We start from the raw sequence: 17,884 nt of genomic DNA, 5'->3' as shown, positions 1-17,884 counted from the left end.
ACGAGACATTTTTTACGGAGAGTCACATGTCCAAAGGTCAATCACTCCAGGACCCGTACCTGAACATCCTGCGCAAGGAACGTATTCCGGTCTCGATCTTCCTGGTCAACGGCATCAAGCTGCAGGGCCAGATCGAATCCTTCGATCAATTCGTCATCCTGCTGCGCAATACCGTCTCCCAGATGGTTTACAAGCACGCTATCTCAACCGTGGTGCCCTCGCGCAATGTGCGCCTGCCGGCCCAGGATGCGACCGTGCCCTCCACAGAAAGCTGAAATCCGAGGCGCTGATTGTTCTTCGAACGACCCGAAGCCGGTGAAACGGCCGTCCTGGTCCATGTCAATTTCCGGGACGAAAAAGAACGCGAGGATGCCGGTGAGCTCCTCGAACTCGTACGTTCGGCAGGCGCCGTGCCGGCCACCCTCATCGAGGGTAGCCGGCCCCGCCCTGACTCCCGTACGTTCATCGGAGAAGGCAAGCTTGAGGAAGTGCGTGAGGCCCTGGCCGAGCACCAAGCCGAGCTTGTGATCTTCAACCATTCATTGAGCCCTTCCCAGCAGCGCAACCTTGAAGGTTCGCTCCAGTGTCGCGTGATCGACCGTACCGGTCTGATCCTCGACATCTTTGCCCAGCGCGCGCGTACCCACGAGGGCAAGCTGCAGGTGGAGCTCGCTCAGCTCGAGTACATGTCCACCCGCCTGGTGCGTGGCTGGACCCACCTTGAGCGTCAGAAGGGCGGTATCGGTCTGCGTGGCCCGGGGGAAACCCAGCTCGAGACTGACCGTCGTCTGCTGCGTGCCCGGATCAAGTCGATCCACAAGCGGCTCGAGAAGGTGCACAAGCAGCGCGATCAGAACCGCCGTGCTCGGGCACGTGCCGAGATCCCCAGCCTGTCACTGGTCGGCTATACCAACGCCGGCAAGTCGACGCTGTTCAATGCGCTGACCACCTCTGAGGTCTATGCGGCGGATCAGCTGTTCGCCACGCTCGACCCGACGCTGCGCCGTCTGGAGCTGGAAGACGTGGGCCCTGCGGTGCTTGCGGATACCGTCGGCTTCATTCGGCACCTGCCGCACAAGCTGGTGGAAGCGTTCCAGGCCACCCTGCAGGAAGCCGCCGAGGCGGACCTGCTGGTGCACGTCATCGATGCGGCTGACCCGGAAAATGATCGCAATACCGAGCAGGTCAACGAGGTGCTCAACGAGATTGAGGCCGGTGACGTGCCACGCCTGCTGGTCATGAACAAGGTCGATCGCCTCGACATGGCGCCGCGCATCGAGCGCGACGGCTTCGGGCGTCCGCTGGTCGTATGGTTGTCGGCGCGTGACGGCAAGGGGCTGGATCTGCTGATGCAGGCCTTCTCCGAGCTGCTGTCAGACAATGTCATCTCGACCCGTCTGACGCTGGGGCCGGAGAAGTCACGCCTGCGTGCCGGTCTGCATGAGCTGGATGCCGTCAAGAGTGAAGCGTATGACGAGCAGGGCAATGCGTTGATGGACATTCGTCTCGAGAAGCGCGACTTTCTCCAGCTGTTGTCGCATCTTGGGGAATCTCCCGAGGCCTACCTCGGGGGCGAGCATGATGATCGTGAGGCCTGGCAGCGTGAGCTGTCTGCCGAGCGCGCCGAGAAGCATCGCCTCTCGGTGACGCACAAGTCCTGACGCAGTGATTGCGTCATCTGGCGTCTGCAGGTACCTGATGCAGATGCCCTTGCACGGATAGTGACGTGCAGCGAGCAACAGGCATTCGACGTGAAGGGATTGTCGGATGCCGCCTGGCAGAGGATGGTTGTCAGGCAGGGCCATGGCCTTCTCCCGCAAGGGGCGCGCCGCCGTGTCATAGCAAAGAACCGGTCATCAATTGCCGGGGACGATTCCCGGCAACGAAAGCCGGCATGGGCGGCGTCATCATAACGACGAGCGGAACATCGACTGAGTGGAGACGACGTATGGCTTGGAATGAGCCGGGTGGCGGCAACCAGCATGACCCCTGGAGTGGCGGTGGCCGCAACGGGGACAAGAAAGGGGGTGGAGGCAACGGCGGTGGCAACGGTGGACCGCCCGACCTCGACGAAGCGCTGAAGAAGTTCCAGGACAAGCTCAACGGCATGCTGGGCAACGGCCGCAAGCGTCGTGGCGGCAGCGGGGGCGGCAACGGCGGCAGTGGTGGCAGCACCAATGCCTTTGCCCTGCCGGGCATCATCGGGGTGGTGCTGGTCGCCATCTGGGCGGCTTCCGGTTTCTATCTGGTCGATCAGTCCGAACGTGGCGTGGTGCTTCGCTTCGGCAAGTACAACGACATCGTCGGCCCGGGTCTGCACTGGAATCCGCCGATCATCGATGACGTTCGCGAGATCAACGTCACCAAGGTGCGCTCGCTCTCCCAGACCAAGTCGATGCTGACGCAGGACGAGAACATCGTCGAAGTGCAGATGTCCGTCCAGTATCAGGTATCCAACCCGCGTGACTTCCTGCTCAATGTGCGTGCTCCTGAGGTCAGCCTCGAGAACGCCATGGACTCTGCATTGCGTCATGAAGTCGGCAGCGCCGACATGAATGACATCCTGACCTCCGGGCGTGAGCTGCTGGCCAGCAACGTCAAGTCGCGTCTGCAGTCCTACCTGGACAACTATGGCGTGGGTCTGACATTGCAGACCATCAACGTCGAGTCCACGTCGGCGCCGGCAGCGGTCCAGGATTCCTTCGATGACGTCATCAAGGCTCGTGAGGATCGTCAGCGCACGATCAACCAGGCATTGGCCTACGAGAACTCGATTCTCCCGGCGGCTCAAGGTCAGGCGCAGCGCATCATCGAGGAAGCCGAAGGGTACAAGGAGTCGGTGGTGGCCAAGTCCCAGGGTGAGGCCAATCGCTTCACTTCCCTGCTGACCGAGTACCAGAAGGCACCGGAGATCATCCGCGAGCGCATGTACCTCGAGACCATGGGGGAAGTGCTCGGCAAGACCAACAAGGTGCTGGTGGATGTCGAGAACGGCAACTCCCTCATGTACCTGCCGTTGGACAAGCTGGCTGGCAAGTCCAATGCCACGTCCGAGGATGCCAGTGGCATGAGTCGCAGTGAGTTGGATCGCGTGTCCCGACAGGCGAGCGACGCTCTCGGCCGCAGCAGCCAGAGCAGCAATGACAGCAGCAACAGCATTCGTCGGGAGGGTCGTCAATGATCAACAATCGCTCACTGATGGCCGTGGCGGGTCTGGCCGTCGTTGCCTGGTTCGCCAGCAACAGCCTCTACACGATCGATGAGACCCAGCGCGCCATCAAGCTCAAGTTTGGTGAGGTGGTGGAAGACAACATCCAGCCGGGCCTGCATTTCAAGTTGCCGGTCTACAACACGATTCGTACCTTCGATACGCGCGTGTTGACACTGGATGCCCAGGCGAGCCGTTATCTGACCCGCGAGAAGAAGGCGGTCATCGTCGACTCCTTCGTCAAGTGGAAGATCATCGACCCGAAGCGCTACTACGAGGCGACGTCCGGTGATGAGCAGATGGCAGAGCGTCTGATCGCGCCGCGTGTCGACGAGAGTCTGCGTAACGAGTTCGGCAAGCTCGAGTTGGTACAGATCATCTCCGAACAGCGTGATGCGCTGATGAAGAAGCCCACCGAAGAGCTCGACGCGGTGATGCGCAAGGAACTGGGGGTGTCGATTCTCGATATCCGCGTCAAGCGCATCGACCTGCCGGACGAAGTCTCTCAGGCGGTCTATGAGCGCATGAAGACCGAGCGTCAGCGTGAGGCACGTGAATATCGTGCCCAGGGTCAGGAGCAGGCCGAGAAGATCCAGGCCAATGCGGACCGCCGTCGTTCGGTATTGCTTGCACAGGCTGAAGAGCAGGCGCAGACCCTGCGTGGTGAGGGGGACGCATCAGCGGCCGCCATCTACGCTTCGGCCTACGGGGCGGATCTGGAGTTCTTCCGCTTCTATCGCTCGCTGCAGGCCTATCGCGACAGCTTCAAGGGTGATGGCAACATGATGGTCATCCAGCCGGATAGCGAATTCTTCCGCTTCTTCAAGGATTCGCAGGGCGGCTCTCAGTAGCGGCTGACCGTCCGCATCGTCATCAGGCGAACAGATGACGATGCCGCGGATGAACCCCGCACGAGGTCTCGTGTGGGGTTCATCCCGAAAGGATTCATGCTAGACTCCTGCAACCGGGCACCGCCCGGTTTTTTTGTGGCCGTTTTTCCTCTATCGACGACGTTCCCACGAAGTCCCGATGGGCCCCGGACAGGCGCTGTCAGCGTGGCAGTCCTTGCTCGCGAAGCCGCCTCAAGGCGCGGCTCGAGCCTGTCTCACGCCGTGTTTCAAGGGCGTTGCCGTCGAGTGTCCAGCGTGTTGCGCGGGTGTTTCGTCACTGAGTTGCAGCGGCATGTCCCTGCACTGACGGCACGCGCGATACGCGCCACTCCTTGTCAAAAATTTCTCGCAGGATAGCGCAATGACCATCGCAGATCGCTGGCTCCTCCCGGATGGCATGGATGAGGTACTGCCGCCTCAGGCAACCCGTATGGAGGCGCTGCGCCGCGCGCTGCTCGACCTCTATCATCGCTTCGGCTATGACCTGGTGCTGCCGCCTCCCGTCGAATTCCTTGATTCCCTGCTGACCGGCACCGGTACCGAGCTTGACCTTCAGACCTTCAAGCTGACAGATCAGATGACCGGGCGCATGATGGGAGCCAGTGCCGATGTCACCCCGCAGGTGGCACGCATGGATGCCCACTCCCTGCATCGTGAAGGGCCGGTGCGTCTGTGCTACTGCGCCAACGTGCTGCGTACCAAGGCGGACAAGCATCAGGGCGGACGCAGCCCGGTGCAGGTCGGTGCCGAGCTGTTCGGTCATGCTGGCCTTGAGGCCGACCACGAGATCCTGCACCTGGCACTGACCAGCCTCGAGCAGGCCGGTGCTGGCGAGCTGCACCTGGCGCTGGGGCACATCGGCATCTATCGTGCCTTGATCGCCGAAGCCGGCATGAGCGACGAGCATGAGCGCGAGCTGTTCGCCGCCATCGAGCGCAAGCAGTATTCCGCTCTCGATGCATTGATCGATCGGGTGGTGGGTGACAAGGTGGTGGCGGGCATGCTCAAGACCCTGCCGCACCTGCACGGGGATGAAGAGATTCTTGCCCAGGCCCGGACCGCCTTTGCCGGCGCGCCCGCTGCCGTCGCCGGCGCACTGGATCAGCTTGCCGCCCTCAGTCAGGTCGTGCGTGAGCGTCATCCGCAGGTCACGTTGTACTTCGATCTCGCCGAACTGCGCGGTTATGAATATCACACCGGCATGGTGTTCGCGGCCTATGTGCCGGGCTACGGTCAGGCGCTGGCCAAGGGCGGGCGCTACGACGATACTGGGCGTGCCTTCGGACGTGCGCGTCCGGCCACCGGCTTCTCGATGGACCTGAAGCAGCTGGCGTCGCTCGCCGTGCAGCCTCCGGCCTGCGATGGCATCTGGGCACCGGCGCTCAATGACAGCGCGCTGCGCGAGTGTGTCGATCAACTGCGCGCCGACGGCGAGCGTGTCATCGCCGCGCTACCGGGCCAGACCACCGGTGCCGATGCGCACCGTTGCAACCGCGAGCTTGTCCAGGTCGATGGCGCCTGGCAGGTCGTGACGCTGCAGTCGTGATCCGCTGACGGCCATGCGTGCCAGCCAGCAGAACAGCAGGGGCCACCAGGTCCCGAGGTGCAGCTGCCCTTGAGGTGGCTGCACTTGTGAGTGGGTTTTCACCGACGGTTATTCACCGAAAGAGACTAGGAATCATGGGCAAGAATGTAGTCGTGCTCGGCACCCAATGGGGTGATGAAGGCAAGGGCAAGGTCGTTGACCTGCTGACCGAATCCGCCAGCGCCGTCGTGCGCTTCCAGGGTGGCCACAACGCCGGCCATACACTGGTGCTGGATGGCAAGAAGACCGTTCTTCACCTGATCCCGTCCGGTATCCTGCACCCGGGCAAGACCTGCGTCATCGGCAATGGCGTCGTGCTGTCTCCGGAAGCGCTGATCAAGGAGATCCGTGAGCTGGAAGCCAATGACGTGCCGGTACGTGACCGTCTGCGTCTGTCGCCGGCTTGCCCGCTGATCCTGTCCTATCACGTGCGCCTGGATCAGGCGCGCGAGAAGGCGCGTGGTGTCGCCAAGATCGGCACCACGGGTCGTGGCATCGGGCCGGCCTACGAAGACAAGGTCGCGCGTCGTGGTCTGCGTCTGGGTGACATGCTCCACCGTGAGCGTTTCGCCTCCAAGCTGGGCGAAGTGCTGGACTACCACAACTTCGTGCTGCAGCACTATCACGGTGAAGCGCCGGTCGACTTCCAGCAGGTGCTGGACGAAGCCATGGAAATGGCCGAAGAGCTGCGTCCGATGGTCTGCGACACCGTGGACCTGGTCCACTCCGTGCGCAAGGCCAACGAGAACATCCTCTTCGAGGGTGCTCAGGGCTCACTGCTCGACATCGACCACGGTACCTACCCGTACGTCACCAGCTCCAACACCACTGCCGGCGGCACCGCCACCGGTTCCGGCGTCGGCCCGCTGTATCTCGACTACGTGCTGGGCATCACCAAGGCCTACACCACCCGTGTCGGTTCCGGCCCGTTCCCGACCGAGCTGTTCGATGAGTTCGGCCGTCACCTGGCCGAGCGTGGCCACGAATTCGGTGCTACCACCGGTCGTGCGCGTCGTTGTGGCTGGTTCGATGCCGTCGCCCTGCGTCACGCCGTGCAGATCAACTCGGTCAGCGGCATCTGCCTGACCAAGCTGGACGTGCTGGATGGTCTCGAGAACATCCGGGTCTGCATCGGCTATCGCAGCAAGGATGGCGACGTGCTGGACAACCCGGTGGATTCCGAAGGCTATGAAGCCATCGAGCCGCTCTATCAGGACCTGCCGGGCTGGAGCGACTCCACCATCGGCGTGCGTGAAGTCGAGAAGCTGCCGGCCAATGCCCGTGCCTACATCAGCTTCCTGGAAGAGCAGGTCGGCGTGCCGATCGACATCATCTCCACCGGCCCGGATCGCAACGAGACTATCGTGCTGCGCAATCCGTTCCACGACTGATCATGACCACGTCGCTCTCCTGAGTGGCGCGTGATGTCGAGATGATGCAAGACCAAGACACCCCGTCGGGATTTCCCGGCGGGGTGTCTTGCGTTCCAAGGCTGGCAGCAGAAGGTCTTGTACAGTCTTGAGAGTGGCAGGGTGGGGTGGTCAGTAGGAAATTTAAATGGGAATGATTGTTATTTTTGTTGTGATCGGCGGCTATCTTGTCGGCAAACTGGTTGCCCAGGCCGCAATTTGGCGTTTTCGCTGGGTGCTTGGCTTCACATCGTTCTGATACAGGACTAAAATGGTCCCCAATTGATAACCCCGCAGTGGAGGCAAGATGCTGAAGCTTTCCAGAATGACCGATTATGCCGCCGTGGTGATGGCGCGCATCGCTCGCGAGCCGGAGTCGGCCCATGCAGCGATCGATCTCGCGGAAAGCGTTCAGTTGCCGCACCCCACCGTCAGCAAGACCCTGAAGGCGCTGGTACGCGCCGGATTGCTGGAGTCACGTCGTGGGGCGCAGGGGGGCTACCGTCTGGCGCGACCCGCCAGTGACATCACGGCCAGTGACATCATCAGCGCCATCGAAGGTCCAGTGGCCGTCACGGAATGCAGCCACGCCGATGGCGATTGCGAGTTGGTCAACACCTGTGGCGTGGCCGACAACTGGCAGAGAGTCTCACGCGCCATCGGTGAACTGCTGGGCAGCGTGACGTTGGCACATCTGGCATCCACCGCACCGCTGCGGATGCCGATCCAGTTGCCCATTCAGGCCGTCAGTCTCTACAGCGATGAAGAGGCTGACGGGGGAGCCCCTGACAAGGACAGCAGTGCAGGAAGCGTCGTCAACGGCATGTCCGGGCGCTGAATGCTCAGCCCCACGGTAGCGGGCCAGGCTTCAGAAACATTCGAATATTCGAGCTTCGCCGCAGTTGAGGCGGGGTGATCAGGAATCTGAACAGACCCGGAGCTTCTCCGGGAGAGGAGACCAGCATGGCGAGCCAGGAGATGGAGCAGCTTGTACAGCGAGAGTACAAGCAGGGCTTCGTGACCGACATCGAGAGCGACACCATTCCGCCGGGACTTGATGAGAGCGTGATTCGCTTCATCTCGGCCAAGAAGGGTGAGCCGGAGTGGATGCTGGAGTGGCGTCTGGATGCCTATCATCAGTGGCTGAAGATGAAGGCGCCGTCCTGGGCACACCTGGATTACCCCGAGATCGACTACCAGGCGATTTCCTATTTCAGCGCCCCGAAGAAGCCGGAAGATCGTCCGCAGAGTCTGGATGAGGTGGACCCCAAGCTGCTGGAGACCTACGAGAAGCTGGGCATCCCGCTGCACGAGCGCGCCGCGCTGGCTGGCGTGGCGGTGGATGCGGTATTCGACTCCGTATCGGTGACCACTACCTTCAAGAAGGAACTGTCCGAGGCGGGCGTGATCTTCTGCTCCATCTCGGAAGCCATCCAGGACTACCCGGAGCTGATCAAGCAGTATCTGGGGACCGTCGTGCCCAAGGCAGACAACTACTTCACCGCGCTGAACGCGGCCGTCTTCACCGATGGCTCCTTCGTGTTCGTGCCGGAAGGCGTGACTTGCCCGATGGAGCTTTCCACCTACTTCCGCATCAACGCCGCCAACACCGGCCAGTTCGAGCGCACCCTGATCATCTGCGAGAAGCAGGCTCAGGTCTCGTATCTGGAAGGCTGCACCGCACCGCAGCGTGATGAGAACCAGCTGCACGCCGCCGTGGTCGAGCTGGTCGCGCTGGAAGATGCCTACATCAAGTACTCCACCGTCCAGAACTGGTATCCGGGCGATGAAGACGGCAAGGGTGGCATCTACAACTTCGTCACCAAGCGTGCCGATTGCCGCGGTGATCGTTCCAAGGTGTCCTGGACCCAGGTCGAGACCGGCTCCGCGATCACCTGGAAGTACCCGTCATGCATCCTGCGTGGCAAGGACAGTGTCGGGGAGTTCTACTCCGTTGCCGTCACCAATGGTCGCCAGCAGGCGGACACCGGTACCAAGATGATCCACATCGGTGAGGGCACCAAGTCCACCATCGTCTCCAAGGGCATCTCGGCCGGCAACTCCGAGCAGTCCTATCGTGGCCTGGTCAAGATCGGTCCACGGGCCAAGGGCGCGCGCAATTTCACCCAGTGTGACTCGCTGTTGATCGGCGATCGCTGTGGTGCGCACACCTTCCCGTATCAGGAGATCGGCAACGCCACCGCTACCGTCGAGCACGAGGCGACGACGTCCAAGATCGGCGAGGATCAGCTGTTCTACTGCCGTCAGCGCGGCATCAGCGAGGAAGATGCGGTCAACATGATCGTCAACGGTTTCTGCAAGGACGTCTTCCAGGAGCTGCCGATGGAGTTCGCCGTCGAGGCCGAGGCGCTGCTCAATGTCACCCTCGAAGGCGCCGTAGGCTAACGCCACAGCCTGTTTCGCATTCATCCCCATTCTTGAGGGCCGCTTGCGGGCGGCCTGTCAGCCAAAGGTATCATCATGCTCGTAGTCAAAGATCTGCACGTCTCGGTGGAAGGCAAGGAAATCCTCAAGGGGCTCGACCTGACCATCAACAAGGGTGAAGTCCACGCCATCATGGGGCCGAACGGTGCGGGCAAGTCCACGCTGTCTTCCGTGATCGCCGGCAAGGACGGTTATGAAGTGACCTCGGGCACCATCACCTATGAAGGCGAGGACGTGCTGGAGATGGAAGTCGAGGAGCGCGCGCGTGCCGGCCTGCTGCTGGGCTTCCAGTACCCGGTGGAGATCCCGGGGGTCAAGAATGTCTACCTGCTCAAGGCGGCGCTGAACGCCAAGCGTGAAGCCGAAGGCCTGGGCGAGATTCCGGCCCCGGAATTCATGAAGCTGATCCGCGAGAAACTTGCCTTCATGCAGATGGATGCCAGCTTCCTGCAGCGCGCCGTCAACGAAGGCTTCTCCGGTGGCGAGAAGAAGCGCAACGAGATCCTGCAGATGCTGGTGCTGGAACCGAAGCTCGCCATGCTCGACGAGATCGACTCCGGTCTCGACATCGATGCGTTGAAGATCGTCGCCAAGGGCGTCAATTCCCTGCGCAACGAGAACCGTGCCGTACTGATGGTCACGCACTACCAGCGTCTGCTCGAGCACATCGTGCCGGACCACATCCACGTGCTGATGGATGGCCGCATCGTCAAGTCCGGCGACAAGTCGCTGGCCCTCGAACTCGAAGCCCAGGGCTATGACTGGCTGCAGGAGGAAACCGCGTAATGACAGCACTTGCTACCGCGTCCGTCCCCGGCAGCGAAGCCTTCGCCAGCGAATTCGCCGCGCGCAAGGCTCGCTTCGCGGCTGACCCGAGCTGGATGGCGGCGCGCCGTCAGGCCGGCATCGCCCGCTTTGAAGCGCTGGGTCTGCCGACTCGCAAGGTCGAGGCCTGGAAGTACACCGACACCCAGGCGCTGGGTCGCCAGCAATACCGTCTCGCCGACGATGCCCATCTCTCGGCGGCGGTGAAGGACGAGCTGGCGCTCGCCGTCGATGCTTACCGCCTGGTGTTCGTCGATGGTCTCTACAACGCCGAGCTTTCCGATGTGGCAGGTCTGCCCGACACCGTGCGTGTCGTGCCGCTGTCTGACGCCATCGTCAATCAGCCGGAAGTGATCGGCGGCTCGCTGAACCGCCTGACCGGTATCGACTTCACGCCCTTCGTGGCGCTGAACTCCGCCTTCACCGAAGAGGGTGCGGTGATTCAGGTCGGCCCGCGGACGGTGCTCGACAAGCCGGTCTACGTGCTGTTCCTGTCGCGTGCCGCCGTCGAAGGCCAGCCCGTGACCATGAGCCATCCGCGTCTGCTGGTGCAGCTGGGCAGCCGCGCCGAAGCCAGCGTGATCGAGCATCACATCGGTGAGAGTGGCGCGACCAACTTCACCAACATGGTCAGCGAAGTGATGCTGGAGCGCGGCGCCGTGCTCAATCATTACAAGCTGGGCGAAGCCGCCACCGGCGAGACGCATATCGCCTCGCTGCAGGTCGAGCAGCCGCGTGACAGCCAGTATCGCTCCATCAACCTGAACACCGGTGGTGGTCTGGTGCGCAACGATATCGTCTGCGACCTGAACGGCAACAACGCCCATGCACGCCTCGATGGCCTGTTCTTCGGTCGTGATCGTCAGCACGTGGATACCCACTCGCTGGTCAATCACAACGAGGCTCTGACCTTCTCGGATGAGAACTACAAGGGCATCCTGGCCGACCGCGCACGTGGCGTCTTCAATGGCCGCGTGCTGGTCAAGCGTGACAGTCAGAAGATCGAGGCGCATCAGAACAACGCCAACCTGCTGCTGTCGGACCGCGCCGAGATCAATACCAAGCCGGAACTCGAGATCTATGCCGACGACGTCAAGTGCTCCCACGGCACCACGACCGGCCAGCTCGACGAGACGGCTGTCTTCGCACTGCGCGCGCGTGGCATCGATGAGCAGACGGCCCGCGGCCTGCTGACCCTGGCCTTCGCCAATGAGGTCATGTCCGGTCTGGGCATCGACGCCATCGCCGAGCGTATCGAGCGCAGCGTCGCGGGTCGCCTGCCGTCACGCTTCCACCTCGATGAGCTGGTGGATCTGAGTGTCGAGCTGGGCGGCGGGGCCGTGGCAGTGGCGCGTGATGAGGACTTCGCATGAGCGCACTCGACAATCTGATGCTCGATGTCGTGCGGGTCCGCGAGGATTTTCCGATCCTCGAGCGTCGCGTGCATGGTGACGTGCCGCTGATCTATCTCGACAGCGCCGCCACCAGCCAGACGCCGACTGCCGTCATCGACGCGATGAGCGATTATTACCGCAACACCAATGCCAATATCCACCGTGGCCTGCACAGCCTGGCGGACGAGGCGACGGCCGCTTACGAAGGGACGCGCGAGAAGGTACGTGCCTTCATCAATGCGCGCCTGACGCGTGAAGTCATCTTCACGCGCGGCACCACCGAGGCGATCAACCTGGTCGCCAACAGCTGGGGGGCCAACTGGCTGAATGCCGGTGATGAAGTGCTGATCTCGGTGATGGAGCATCACGCCAACATCGTGCCCTGGCAGATGCTGGCGGAACGCCTGGATATCGTCATCAAGGTGATACCGTGCGACGACGATGGCGTGCTCGACATGGCGGCCTACCGTGACCTGCTGGGCGAGAAGACGCGCCTGGTCTGCGTCAATCAGGTCTCCAACGCCCTGGGCAGCATCAACCCGGTGGCCGAGATGGCCAGGTTGGCGCATGCTCACGACGCGCTGATTCTGGTCGATGGCGCCCAGGCGGTGCCGCATCAGCAGGTCGATGTACGCGAGACCGACGCCGACTTCTATGTCTTCTCGGGCCACAAGATGTATGGCCCGACCGGCATCGGCGTGCTCTACGGCAAGGAAGCGCTGCTCGATGCCATGCCACCGTGGCAGGGCGGCGGCGAGATGATCCGCACGGTCTCGTTCGAGAACGGCACCCTGTTCGCGGATCTGCCGCACAAGTTCGAGGCTGGCACGCCGCCCATCGCCGAGGTCATCGGGCTGGGCAAGGCCATCGACTGGCTGGACTGCACCCACATGGCGCTGATCACGCGCTGGGAGCAGCAGCTGATGCGCCATGCCACCGAGCGCATGCGCGAAGTGGACGGGCTGCGCATCATCGGCAACTCGCCCGACAAGGCCGGCGCGATCTCCTTCGTGGTCGACGGTGCCCACGCCCAGGACATCGGTCTGCTGATCGATCAGCTGGGGGTGGCCATCCGGACCGGTCATCACTGCGCTCAGCCGGTGCTGCGACGTTTCGGTGTCGATGCCACCTGTCGCGCCTCCTTCGCGGCCTACAACACGCCGGAGGAGATCGACCTGTTCGTCGAGGCTCTGCAGCGCGTGCTGACCATGGTGCGCTGAGCATCCCCTGCGGTGGCCCTGACGGGCGCTGATCAATGAGGCTCGCGCATGGCGGGCCTCATTGCTATCGGCGCTTGCCAGGGGATGTTGTGACCCGCACATCCTGAGTGAACCCACAGTATTCTTGATCCGCATGGCTGTCATGCGGTTCGGCAAGGAGAGGGCATGAGCCACACTGAAGACCAGCTGGCCAGCCTCGGCAAGGGCCAGAAGATGCCGTTGCAGCGTGACGTGGAAGGTATCTCGGTACCCTTCGGCAAGTCGGTGACCCTGCATGAGGACGCGGTGGTCGAAGTCATGCAGGCCAAGGGCGGCACCGTCAGCGTGGCGTACGAAGGCCGCATGTACCTGATCGAGAGCTTCAGCCTCGATGCACTGGGACTGGACGCCGTGCCGCGCCCGCATCTGCCGGCCGGGCAGAGCGACGCCGAGATAGAGGCCTTCGTCTGGGCGCAGCTGCGCACCTGTTTCGACCCCGAGATCCCGGTGGACATCGTCGAGCTCGGGCTGGTCTATGGCTGTCGTATCGACACCCTGATCAGCGGCGAGAAGATGGTCAATCTGAAGATGACGTTGACGGCACCGGGCTGCGGCATGGGCAACGTGATCGCCGAGGATGCCAAGCGCAAGATCCTGGGCGCGGAGGATGTCTCCAAGGTTCACGTCGAGATCGTGTTCTCGCCCCCCTGGTCGCGGGAGATGATGAGTGAAGAGGCGCGCCTGGAACTTGGCATGTTCTGACGCTGCGTGCCGCTCGGGCGCAATCGCGCAACGGGCGGCACGGCCGTCTTGACGGAACCTCTCGCGCCAATCGCTTTCCAAGCCGTGCCAAGGACTGCACCATGGCGCCGTCGTTGCGTCATGTGGCGTCGAAGATCGTGATTCTCTGCCAGCAAGGAATATCCCAATGCGCTACCCGACAGCCTTACGTGTCCTGACCGCCAGCCTGATCATGAGTACTGCCGTCAGTGCACAGGCGTCATGGACACTGGACAGCGATGCCTCGCAACTGAATTTCCAGTCCACCAAGATGAGCAAGAACGGTGCCAGCACCGTCGAGCAGCACGCCTTCGATTCCTGGCGTGCTCGCGTCAATGATGCGGGCCAGTTGTCGGTCGAGATTGACCTAGACTCCGCCGATACCGGTATCGAGATCCGTGATCAGCGTGTCAGCGAGAAACTCTTTGAGGCCGGAGACTATCCCCTGGCCGTGCTGACCGCGTCACTGGACATGCCGACGCTCAAGGTCATGGAGCCGGGCGATACCCAGCATGTCAGCCTGGAAGGGCAGCTGACGCTGCATGACAGCACCCAGACCCTGCCGGTGAGCCTGCAGGTGACACGTCTGCAGGGAGAGCGCTGGCTGGTGCAGACGGATGCGCCGGTGATGGTCGATGCCAGCCAGTTCTCGCTGGTGGATGGCATCCGTACCCTGCGTGACCTGGCGGGACTGGGCAACATCGCGACCCAGGTGCCGGTCAGCGTCAAGGCGATCATGACGCAGGAAGAGTGAGCCGACAGGCGTCTGCCCTGACCCCGTGGCCCTCGAGCCTGCAGGCGTCATCCCGCTGGTGTCGTGTGCATGGCTTGGGTAGGCTGGGCGCTCATGCTTGCATGATGCAGTGAATGGCGATATTCGGTAGTGACAGGCAAGGATGGGTGCGGGGAGCAGATGCGACGAGTGATCAAGCGGGCCGTGATGGCCATGATTGGCCTGTTGGTCGTGAGCCTGATGATAGTGGTCGGGCTCAATCTGTGGGTCGTGATGTCGACCCGTGATCGCATCGCGTCTTCCCCGCTGACCTGCGAAAGCCGTGAAGTGGGAATCGTCTTCGGGACCTCCCATGGCCTGGTGGGCGGAGGACGCAACCCGCACTATCAGGCTCGTCTCGACACCGCAGCCCAGCTCTACCGGCTGCATCGAGTGAGCAACCTGCTGCTGTCAGGGGACAATCGTACGCGTTATTACAATGAGCCGATGACCATGTGGCGTGACCTGCGTGATCGCAATGTGCCACAGCAGTTCATGACGCTGGATTACGCCGGATTCTCGACCTTCGATACGCTGGTGCGTGCGCACAAGGTCTTCGGTGTCGATCAGGCGGTGCTGGTCACTCAGCCCTGGCATCTGCCACGGGCACTGTTCATCGCTGACGTGCTGGGGTTGGATGCCGTCGGCTGTCCGGCGGTTTCCGAGCGTCGGCCTGCGGGGCTGCGGCTGATGCTGCGCGAATGGCTGGCGCGTGCCGCCACGGTGGGGGATCTTTACCTGTGGGGCCGCAAGCCGCGTTTCCTGGGGCCGGCGGAGCGACTGCCGACACCGGTATTGCCCGCCGTACCGGCCGTGTCAGGCAGTTGACGACAGCGGCTCAGCGTACCGGCCGGCAGACACGAAAAGCCCCCGTCTTCCGATAGGAAGACGGGGGCTTTTCGTGTCTGCTCGAGGCTTTTTCCGCTGAGCGGGCCCGAGGTCAGCCGGCGCGGCGGCGTGCCGCGATGCCGGTCTGGTGACGATAGAGCTCGCGAATCAATTGGCGGCAGTTGTGGAAGCACGCTTCCAGCACCTTCTCCATGCTGTCCGGGAGAGGATGCGTGAAGGCCGTCGAGCAGGCCTGCATCAGCACGCGCTCCTGTTCGAGCAGTTCGTTGATCAGAACCTGATTGTCATTGCTGACGATGCTCTTCAGGCGACTCCACAGCCACATGTAGTCATCACGCTCGACATCAGCGTCTCGCGGCATCAGGCTCAGATGCTTGCGCGTCTCGACTTCCAGCGCCTGCTTGAGCTCCACGCGCCGGGCATAGAAGGGTTCAAAGGCCTTCAGCAGCCCGGGACGCAGCCGTTCGGCGTTGTCCTCGAAATAATCAAGACTGTCTGCCAGGGCTTCCTGGACGCTATCCATCGCCACTTGGCGATTGTCGAGAAACATGGGCGGTCACCTCCTCCGTCAGGAGAGATTGTGCGGGTGAAAACAGTGTTTTTCTACCCCTGATGTGCAGAAAGTCCTGATATTTCTTCCCGTAGCGTCAATCCACTCATTTTACGACAGTTCGATGACGTTATCGTGACGTCCGACAGTGTCACGGCTGTCCGTGATCAGCGTCATGTCTCCCAGAATGCTCAGGCAGGCCGGCGGCATCTCACCCCTTGGGCTTGGGCGGGATCTTCCTAGCGGGTGCGGCGGACTTGGCGATGTGGTCGATGATCATCCCTGCGATGTCCTTGCCGGTTGCCGTTTCAATGCCCTGCAGACCCGGTGAGGAGTTCACTTCCATGATCACCGGGCCATGGTTGGCGCGCAGCAGGTCGACACCGGCGACGGCCAGGCCCATGGCCTTGGCGGCGCGGATGGCGGTGGAGCGCTCTTCCGGCGTGATGCGAATCTCGCTGGCCGTGCCGCCACGGTGCAGGTTGGAGCGAAACTCGCCATCGGCGGCCTGGCGCTTCATGGAGGCGACCACCTTGTCTCCCACCACCAGGCAGCGGATGTCGGCGCCACGCGCTTCCTTGATGTATTCCTGCACCATGATGTTGGCTTTCATGCCCATGAAGGCCTGGATCACGCTCTCGGCGGCCTGATTGGTCTCGGCGAGTACCACCCCGATGCCCTGGGTGCCTTCCAGCAGCTTGATGACCAGCGGCGCGCCCTTGACCATGGTGATCAGGTCGGGGATGTCATCCGGCGAATGCGCGAAGCCGGTGACCGGCAGGCCCAGCCCCTTGCGCGACAGCAGCTGCAGCGAGCGCAGCTTGTCGCGTGAGCGGGAGATGGCCACGGAGTCGTTGACCACGTAGGTACCCATCATCTCGAACTGGCGCAGTACCGCACAGCCATAGAAGGTGACGGAGGCGCCGATGCGTGGCACCACGGCGTCGAAATGCTCGATCTCGGCACCCTTGTAATGGATGGAGGGGCGGTGCGAGGCGATGTTCATGTAGCAGCGCAGCGTGTCCACGACGCGTGCGGTATGCCCGCGGGCTTCGGCTGCCTCGATCAGGCGGCGAGTGGAGTAGAGGCGGGAATTGCGCGACAGGATACCGATATGCATGAAATCCTCCAGAGCCGAAAGGGCCGTCAGGAATGAGAAGGTGGCGAAAGGATGAAAGAGGTGCGTCAGGAGGCGTCTTGCGCGAGCGCCGCGAAGGCGGCGTGCCCGTTCGAGTCATGCCGGGGGCGAGTCTTGCGCAATATGAAGGTCGTCAGGGCTCGCCATGCAGATAGGCGGCACCCGGTGCCACCAGCAGGCGACGCAGTGCACGGCGCCCCAGCAGGATGGGGTGGCGCATCTGGGAGCGATCGACCAGTGTCATGTCGATGTCGTAGTCGAGCCCGGCGAGCTGCATGCGGGAGCGAATCACGTAGCGCCACTGTGCCTGACCGTTGGAAGACCTGACCCGACGCCGGTCGTGGACCCGTGTCTCGACATCATGGGGCGGAGAATCACTGCCGCCACTGCGCGTGATGAAGCGTACCCACAGGTCTTCATCCTTCTCGAAGACCTCGATGTTCTCTGCGTGCAGTGCGCTCGAGTGCGCGCCAGTGTCGATCTTGGCGTTGAGGTGCAGATGCAGCTCCGGCAGCTCGATCAGTTCACGCCGCCCGACGACGGCTCGCGGCCGAAAGCCGAGCAGATCGTGGTTCAGGGATCTGAGATCCAGAGGCGGTGCCTTGTGAGCGTGATGACGAGCAGGGGTCTTGGAATGCGGCATGTTTCATCCTGAATCAGAGGGCATGACCTGGCCTGGAGGTCGGGTCACGGCATGAAAGGCACCGTGGTGATCGCAATGGCGCGTGGCAGACAGCGGGATTGCGACCAGACGGGCGCGCAGCATAGTCACTTACCGTATCAGCAGCAATCCTTGTTGGCATATCTTTGGCTGCGAGCAGCGCCGCTCCCGTGCCTGGC

General features: G+C 62.4%; 17 protein-coding genes. 14 read left to right on the top strand and 3 right to left on the bottom strand.

The annotated features are described in order from the left end of the window. Nucleotides 1-26 precede the first annotated feature (26 nt). The 14 genes from hfq (at nucleotide 27) to BFX80_RS12140 (ending at nucleotide 15,335) form a co-directional block, all read left to right on the top strand. Nucleotides 27-275 carry an RNA chaperone Hfq gene (hfq, locus tag BFX80_RS12205; RefSeq protein ID WP_065392483.1) on the top strand — a complete coding sequence of 83 codons (249 nt, stop codon included), beginning with the start codon at nucleotides 27-29 and terminating at the stop codon, nucleotides 273-275. A gap of 15 nt (nucleotides 276-290) precedes the next feature. Then, a complete protein-coding gene (gene hflX / locus BFX80_RS12200; RefSeq protein WP_065392482.1) occupies nucleotides 291-1,661 on the top strand; it encodes a ribosome rescue GTPase HflX in 1,371 nt (456 codons plus the stop codon). 287 nt (nucleotides 1,662-1,948) lie between these two features. Next, nucleotides 1,949-3,181: an FtsH protease activity modulator HflK gene (hflK, locus tag BFX80_RS12195; RefSeq protein WP_077372495.1), complete on the top strand. Its 1,233-nt coding sequence runs from the start codon at nucleotides 1,949-1,951 to the stop codon at nucleotides 3,179-3,181. Then, nucleotides 3,178-4,059, top strand: a complete 882-nt coding sequence (gene hflC, locus BFX80_RS12190; RefSeq protein ID WP_084209054.1) for a protease modulator HflC — start codon at nucleotides 3,178-3,180, stop codon at nucleotides 4,057-4,059. Before hflK ends, hflC begins: the two co-directional genes overlap by 4 nt. Before the next feature lie 400 nt (nucleotides 4,060-4,459). Then, nucleotides 4,460-5,644: an ATP phosphoribosyltransferase regulatory subunit gene (locus BFX80_RS12185; RefSeq protein ID WP_077372501.1), complete on the top strand. Its 1,185-nt coding sequence runs from the start codon at nucleotides 4,460-4,462 to the stop codon at nucleotides 5,642-5,644. A 134-nt stretch (nucleotides 5,645-5,778) separates the two neighbouring features. After that, nucleotides 5,779-7,074 carry an adenylosuccinate synthase gene (locus tag BFX80_RS12180; RefSeq protein WP_077372504.1) on the top strand — a complete coding sequence of 432 codons (1,296 nt, stop codon included), beginning with the start codon at nucleotides 5,779-5,781 and terminating at the stop codon, nucleotides 7,072-7,074. 325 nt (nucleotides 7,075-7,399) lie between these two features. Then, nucleotides 7,400-7,930, top strand: coding sequence for an SUF system Fe-S cluster assembly regulator (locus BFX80_RS12175; protein WP_084209053.1), 531 nt, complete (start codon nucleotides 7,400-7,402; stop codon nucleotides 7,928-7,930). 125 nt (nucleotides 7,931-8,055) lie between these two features. Continuing rightward, nucleotides 8,056-9,498, top strand: a complete 1,443-nt coding sequence (gene sufB / locus BFX80_RS12170) for a Fe-S cluster assembly protein SufB (protein ID WP_077372510.1) — start codon at nucleotides 8,056-8,058, stop codon at nucleotides 9,496-9,498. 75 nt (nucleotides 9,499-9,573) lie between these two features. Continuing rightward, nucleotides 9,574-10,323, top strand: coding sequence for a Fe-S cluster assembly ATPase SufC (sufC, locus tag BFX80_RS12165; RefSeq protein WP_077372513.1), 750 nt, complete (start codon nucleotides 9,574-9,576; stop codon nucleotides 10,321-10,323). Then, on the top strand, nucleotides 10,323-11,735 hold the full coding sequence (sufD, locus tag BFX80_RS12160) for a Fe-S cluster assembly protein SufD (protein WP_084209052.1): 1,413 nt from the start codon (nucleotides 10,323-10,325) through the stop codon (nucleotides 11,733-11,735). The genes sufC and sufD overlap by 1 nt, the downstream gene beginning before the upstream one ends. Then, nucleotides 11,732-12,976 (top strand): cysteine desulfurase, encoded by a 1,245-nt coding sequence (locus BFX80_RS12155; protein WP_084209051.1) that lies wholly within the window; start codon nucleotides 11,732-11,734, stop codon nucleotides 12,974-12,976. Before sufD ends, BFX80_RS12155 begins: the two co-directional genes overlap by 4 nt. A gap of 165 nt (nucleotides 12,977-13,141) precedes the next feature. Next, nucleotides 13,142-13,717 carry a putative Fe-S cluster assembly protein SufT gene (gene sufT, locus BFX80_RS12150; protein WP_084209050.1) on the top strand — a complete coding sequence of 192 codons (576 nt, stop codon included), beginning with the start codon at nucleotides 13,142-13,144 and terminating at the stop codon, nucleotides 13,715-13,717. A 166-nt stretch (nucleotides 13,718-13,883) separates the two neighbouring features. Next, a complete protein-coding gene (locus BFX80_RS12145; protein WP_084209049.1) occupies nucleotides 13,884-14,489 on the top strand; it encodes a YceI family protein in 606 nt (201 codons plus the stop codon). Nucleotides 14,490-14,708: 219 nt separating this feature from the next. Then, nucleotides 14,709-15,335, top strand: a complete 627-nt coding sequence (locus BFX80_RS12140) for a SanA/YdcF family protein (RefSeq protein WP_240499750.1) — start codon at nucleotides 14,709-14,711, stop codon at nucleotides 15,333-15,335. A gap of 112 nt (nucleotides 15,336-15,447) precedes the next feature. Here the strand turns inward: BFX80_RS12140 and BFX80_RS12135 are convergent, their stop codons facing one another. The 3 genes from BFX80_RS12135 to BFX80_RS12125 all read right to left on the bottom strand — a co-directional run bounded on the left by BFX80_RS12135 (nucleotide 15,448) and on the right by BFX80_RS12125 (nucleotide 17,687). Further along, nucleotides 15,448-15,906 (bottom strand): hypothetical protein, encoded by a 459-nt coding sequence (locus tag BFX80_RS12135; protein ID WP_077372529.1) that lies wholly within the window; start codon nucleotides 15,904-15,906, stop codon nucleotides 15,448-15,450. A gap of 211 nt (nucleotides 15,907-16,117) precedes the next feature. Next, the gene (gene rimK, locus BFX80_RS12130) at nucleotides 16,118-17,026 is read right to left on the bottom strand and encodes a 30S ribosomal protein S6--L-glutamate ligase (protein ID WP_084209047.1); all 909 of its coding nucleotides are present in this window, start codon (nucleotides 17,024-17,026) and stop codon (nucleotides 16,118-16,120) included. 151 nt (nucleotides 17,027-17,177) lie between these two features. Beyond that, entirely contained in the window at nucleotides 17,178-17,687 is a 510-nt protein-coding gene (locus BFX80_RS12125) for an ATP-dependent zinc protease family protein (protein WP_077372535.1), read from the bottom strand. Between the last annotated feature and the right edge of the window lie 197 nt (nucleotides 17,688-17,884).

The organism is Cobetia marina, from assembly GCF_001720485.1.
GTDB lineage: Bacteria > Pseudomonadota > Gammaproteobacteria > Pseudomonadales > Halomonadaceae > Cobetia > Cobetia marina.
Note: the sequence above shows the minus strand (reverse complement) of the source record. Positions and strands in the feature narration are given on the sequence as shown.

Coding starts and splice junctions, on each gene's coding strand:
- hfq (WP_065392483.1), top strand. CDS start 27: ATGTCCAAAGGTCAATCACTCCAGGACCCGTACCTGAACATCCTGCGC.
- hflK (WP_077372495.1), top strand. CDS start 1,949: ATGGCTTGGAATGAGCCGGGTGGCGGCAACCAGCATGACCCCTGGAGT.
- hflC (WP_084209054.1), top strand. CDS start 3,178: ATGATCAACAATCGCTCACTGATGGCCGTGGCGGGTCTGGCCGTCGTT.
- BFX80_RS12185 (WP_077372501.1), top strand. CDS start 4,460: ATGACCATCGCAGATCGCTGGCTCCTCCCGGATGGCATGGATGAGGTA.
- BFX80_RS12180 (WP_077372504.1), top strand. CDS start 5,779: ATGGGCAAGAATGTAGTCGTGCTCGGCACCCAATGGGGTGATGAAGGC.
- BFX80_RS12175 (WP_084209053.1), top strand. CDS start 7,400: ATGCTGAAGCTTTCCAGAATGACCGATTATGCCGCCGTGGTGATGGCG.
- sufB (WP_077372510.1), top strand. CDS start 8,056: ATGGCGAGCCAGGAGATGGAGCAGCTTGTACAGCGAGAGTACAAGCAG.
- sufC (WP_077372513.1), top strand. CDS start 9,574: ATGCTCGTAGTCAAAGATCTGCACGTCTCGGTGGAAGGCAAGGAAATC.
- sufD (WP_084209052.1), top strand. CDS start 10,323: ATGACAGCACTTGCTACCGCGTCCGTCCCCGGCAGCGAAGCCTTCGCC.
- BFX80_RS12155 (WP_084209051.1), top strand. CDS start 11,732: ATGAGCGCACTCGACAATCTGATGCTCGATGTCGTGCGGGTCCGCGAG.
- sufT (WP_084209050.1), top strand. CDS start 13,142: ATGAGCCACACTGAAGACCAGCTGGCCAGCCTCGGCAAGGGCCAGAAG.
- BFX80_RS12145 (WP_084209049.1), top strand. CDS start 13,884: ATGCGCTACCCGACAGCCTTACGTGTCCTGACCGCCAGCCTGATCATG.
- BFX80_RS12140 (WP_240499750.1), top strand. CDS start 14,709: ATGATAGTGGTCGGGCTCAATCTGTGGGTCGTGATGTCGACCCGTGAT.
- BFX80_RS12135 (WP_077372529.1), bottom strand. CDS start 15,906: ATGTTTCTCGACAATCGCCAAGTGGCGATGGATAGCGTCCAGGAAGCC.
- rimK (WP_084209047.1), bottom strand. CDS start 17,026: ATGCATATCGGTATCCTGTCGCGCAATTCCCGCCTCTACTCCACTCGC.
- BFX80_RS12125 (WP_077372535.1), bottom strand. CDS start 17,687: ATGCCGCATTCCAAGACCCCTGCTCGTCATCACGCTCACAAGGCACCG.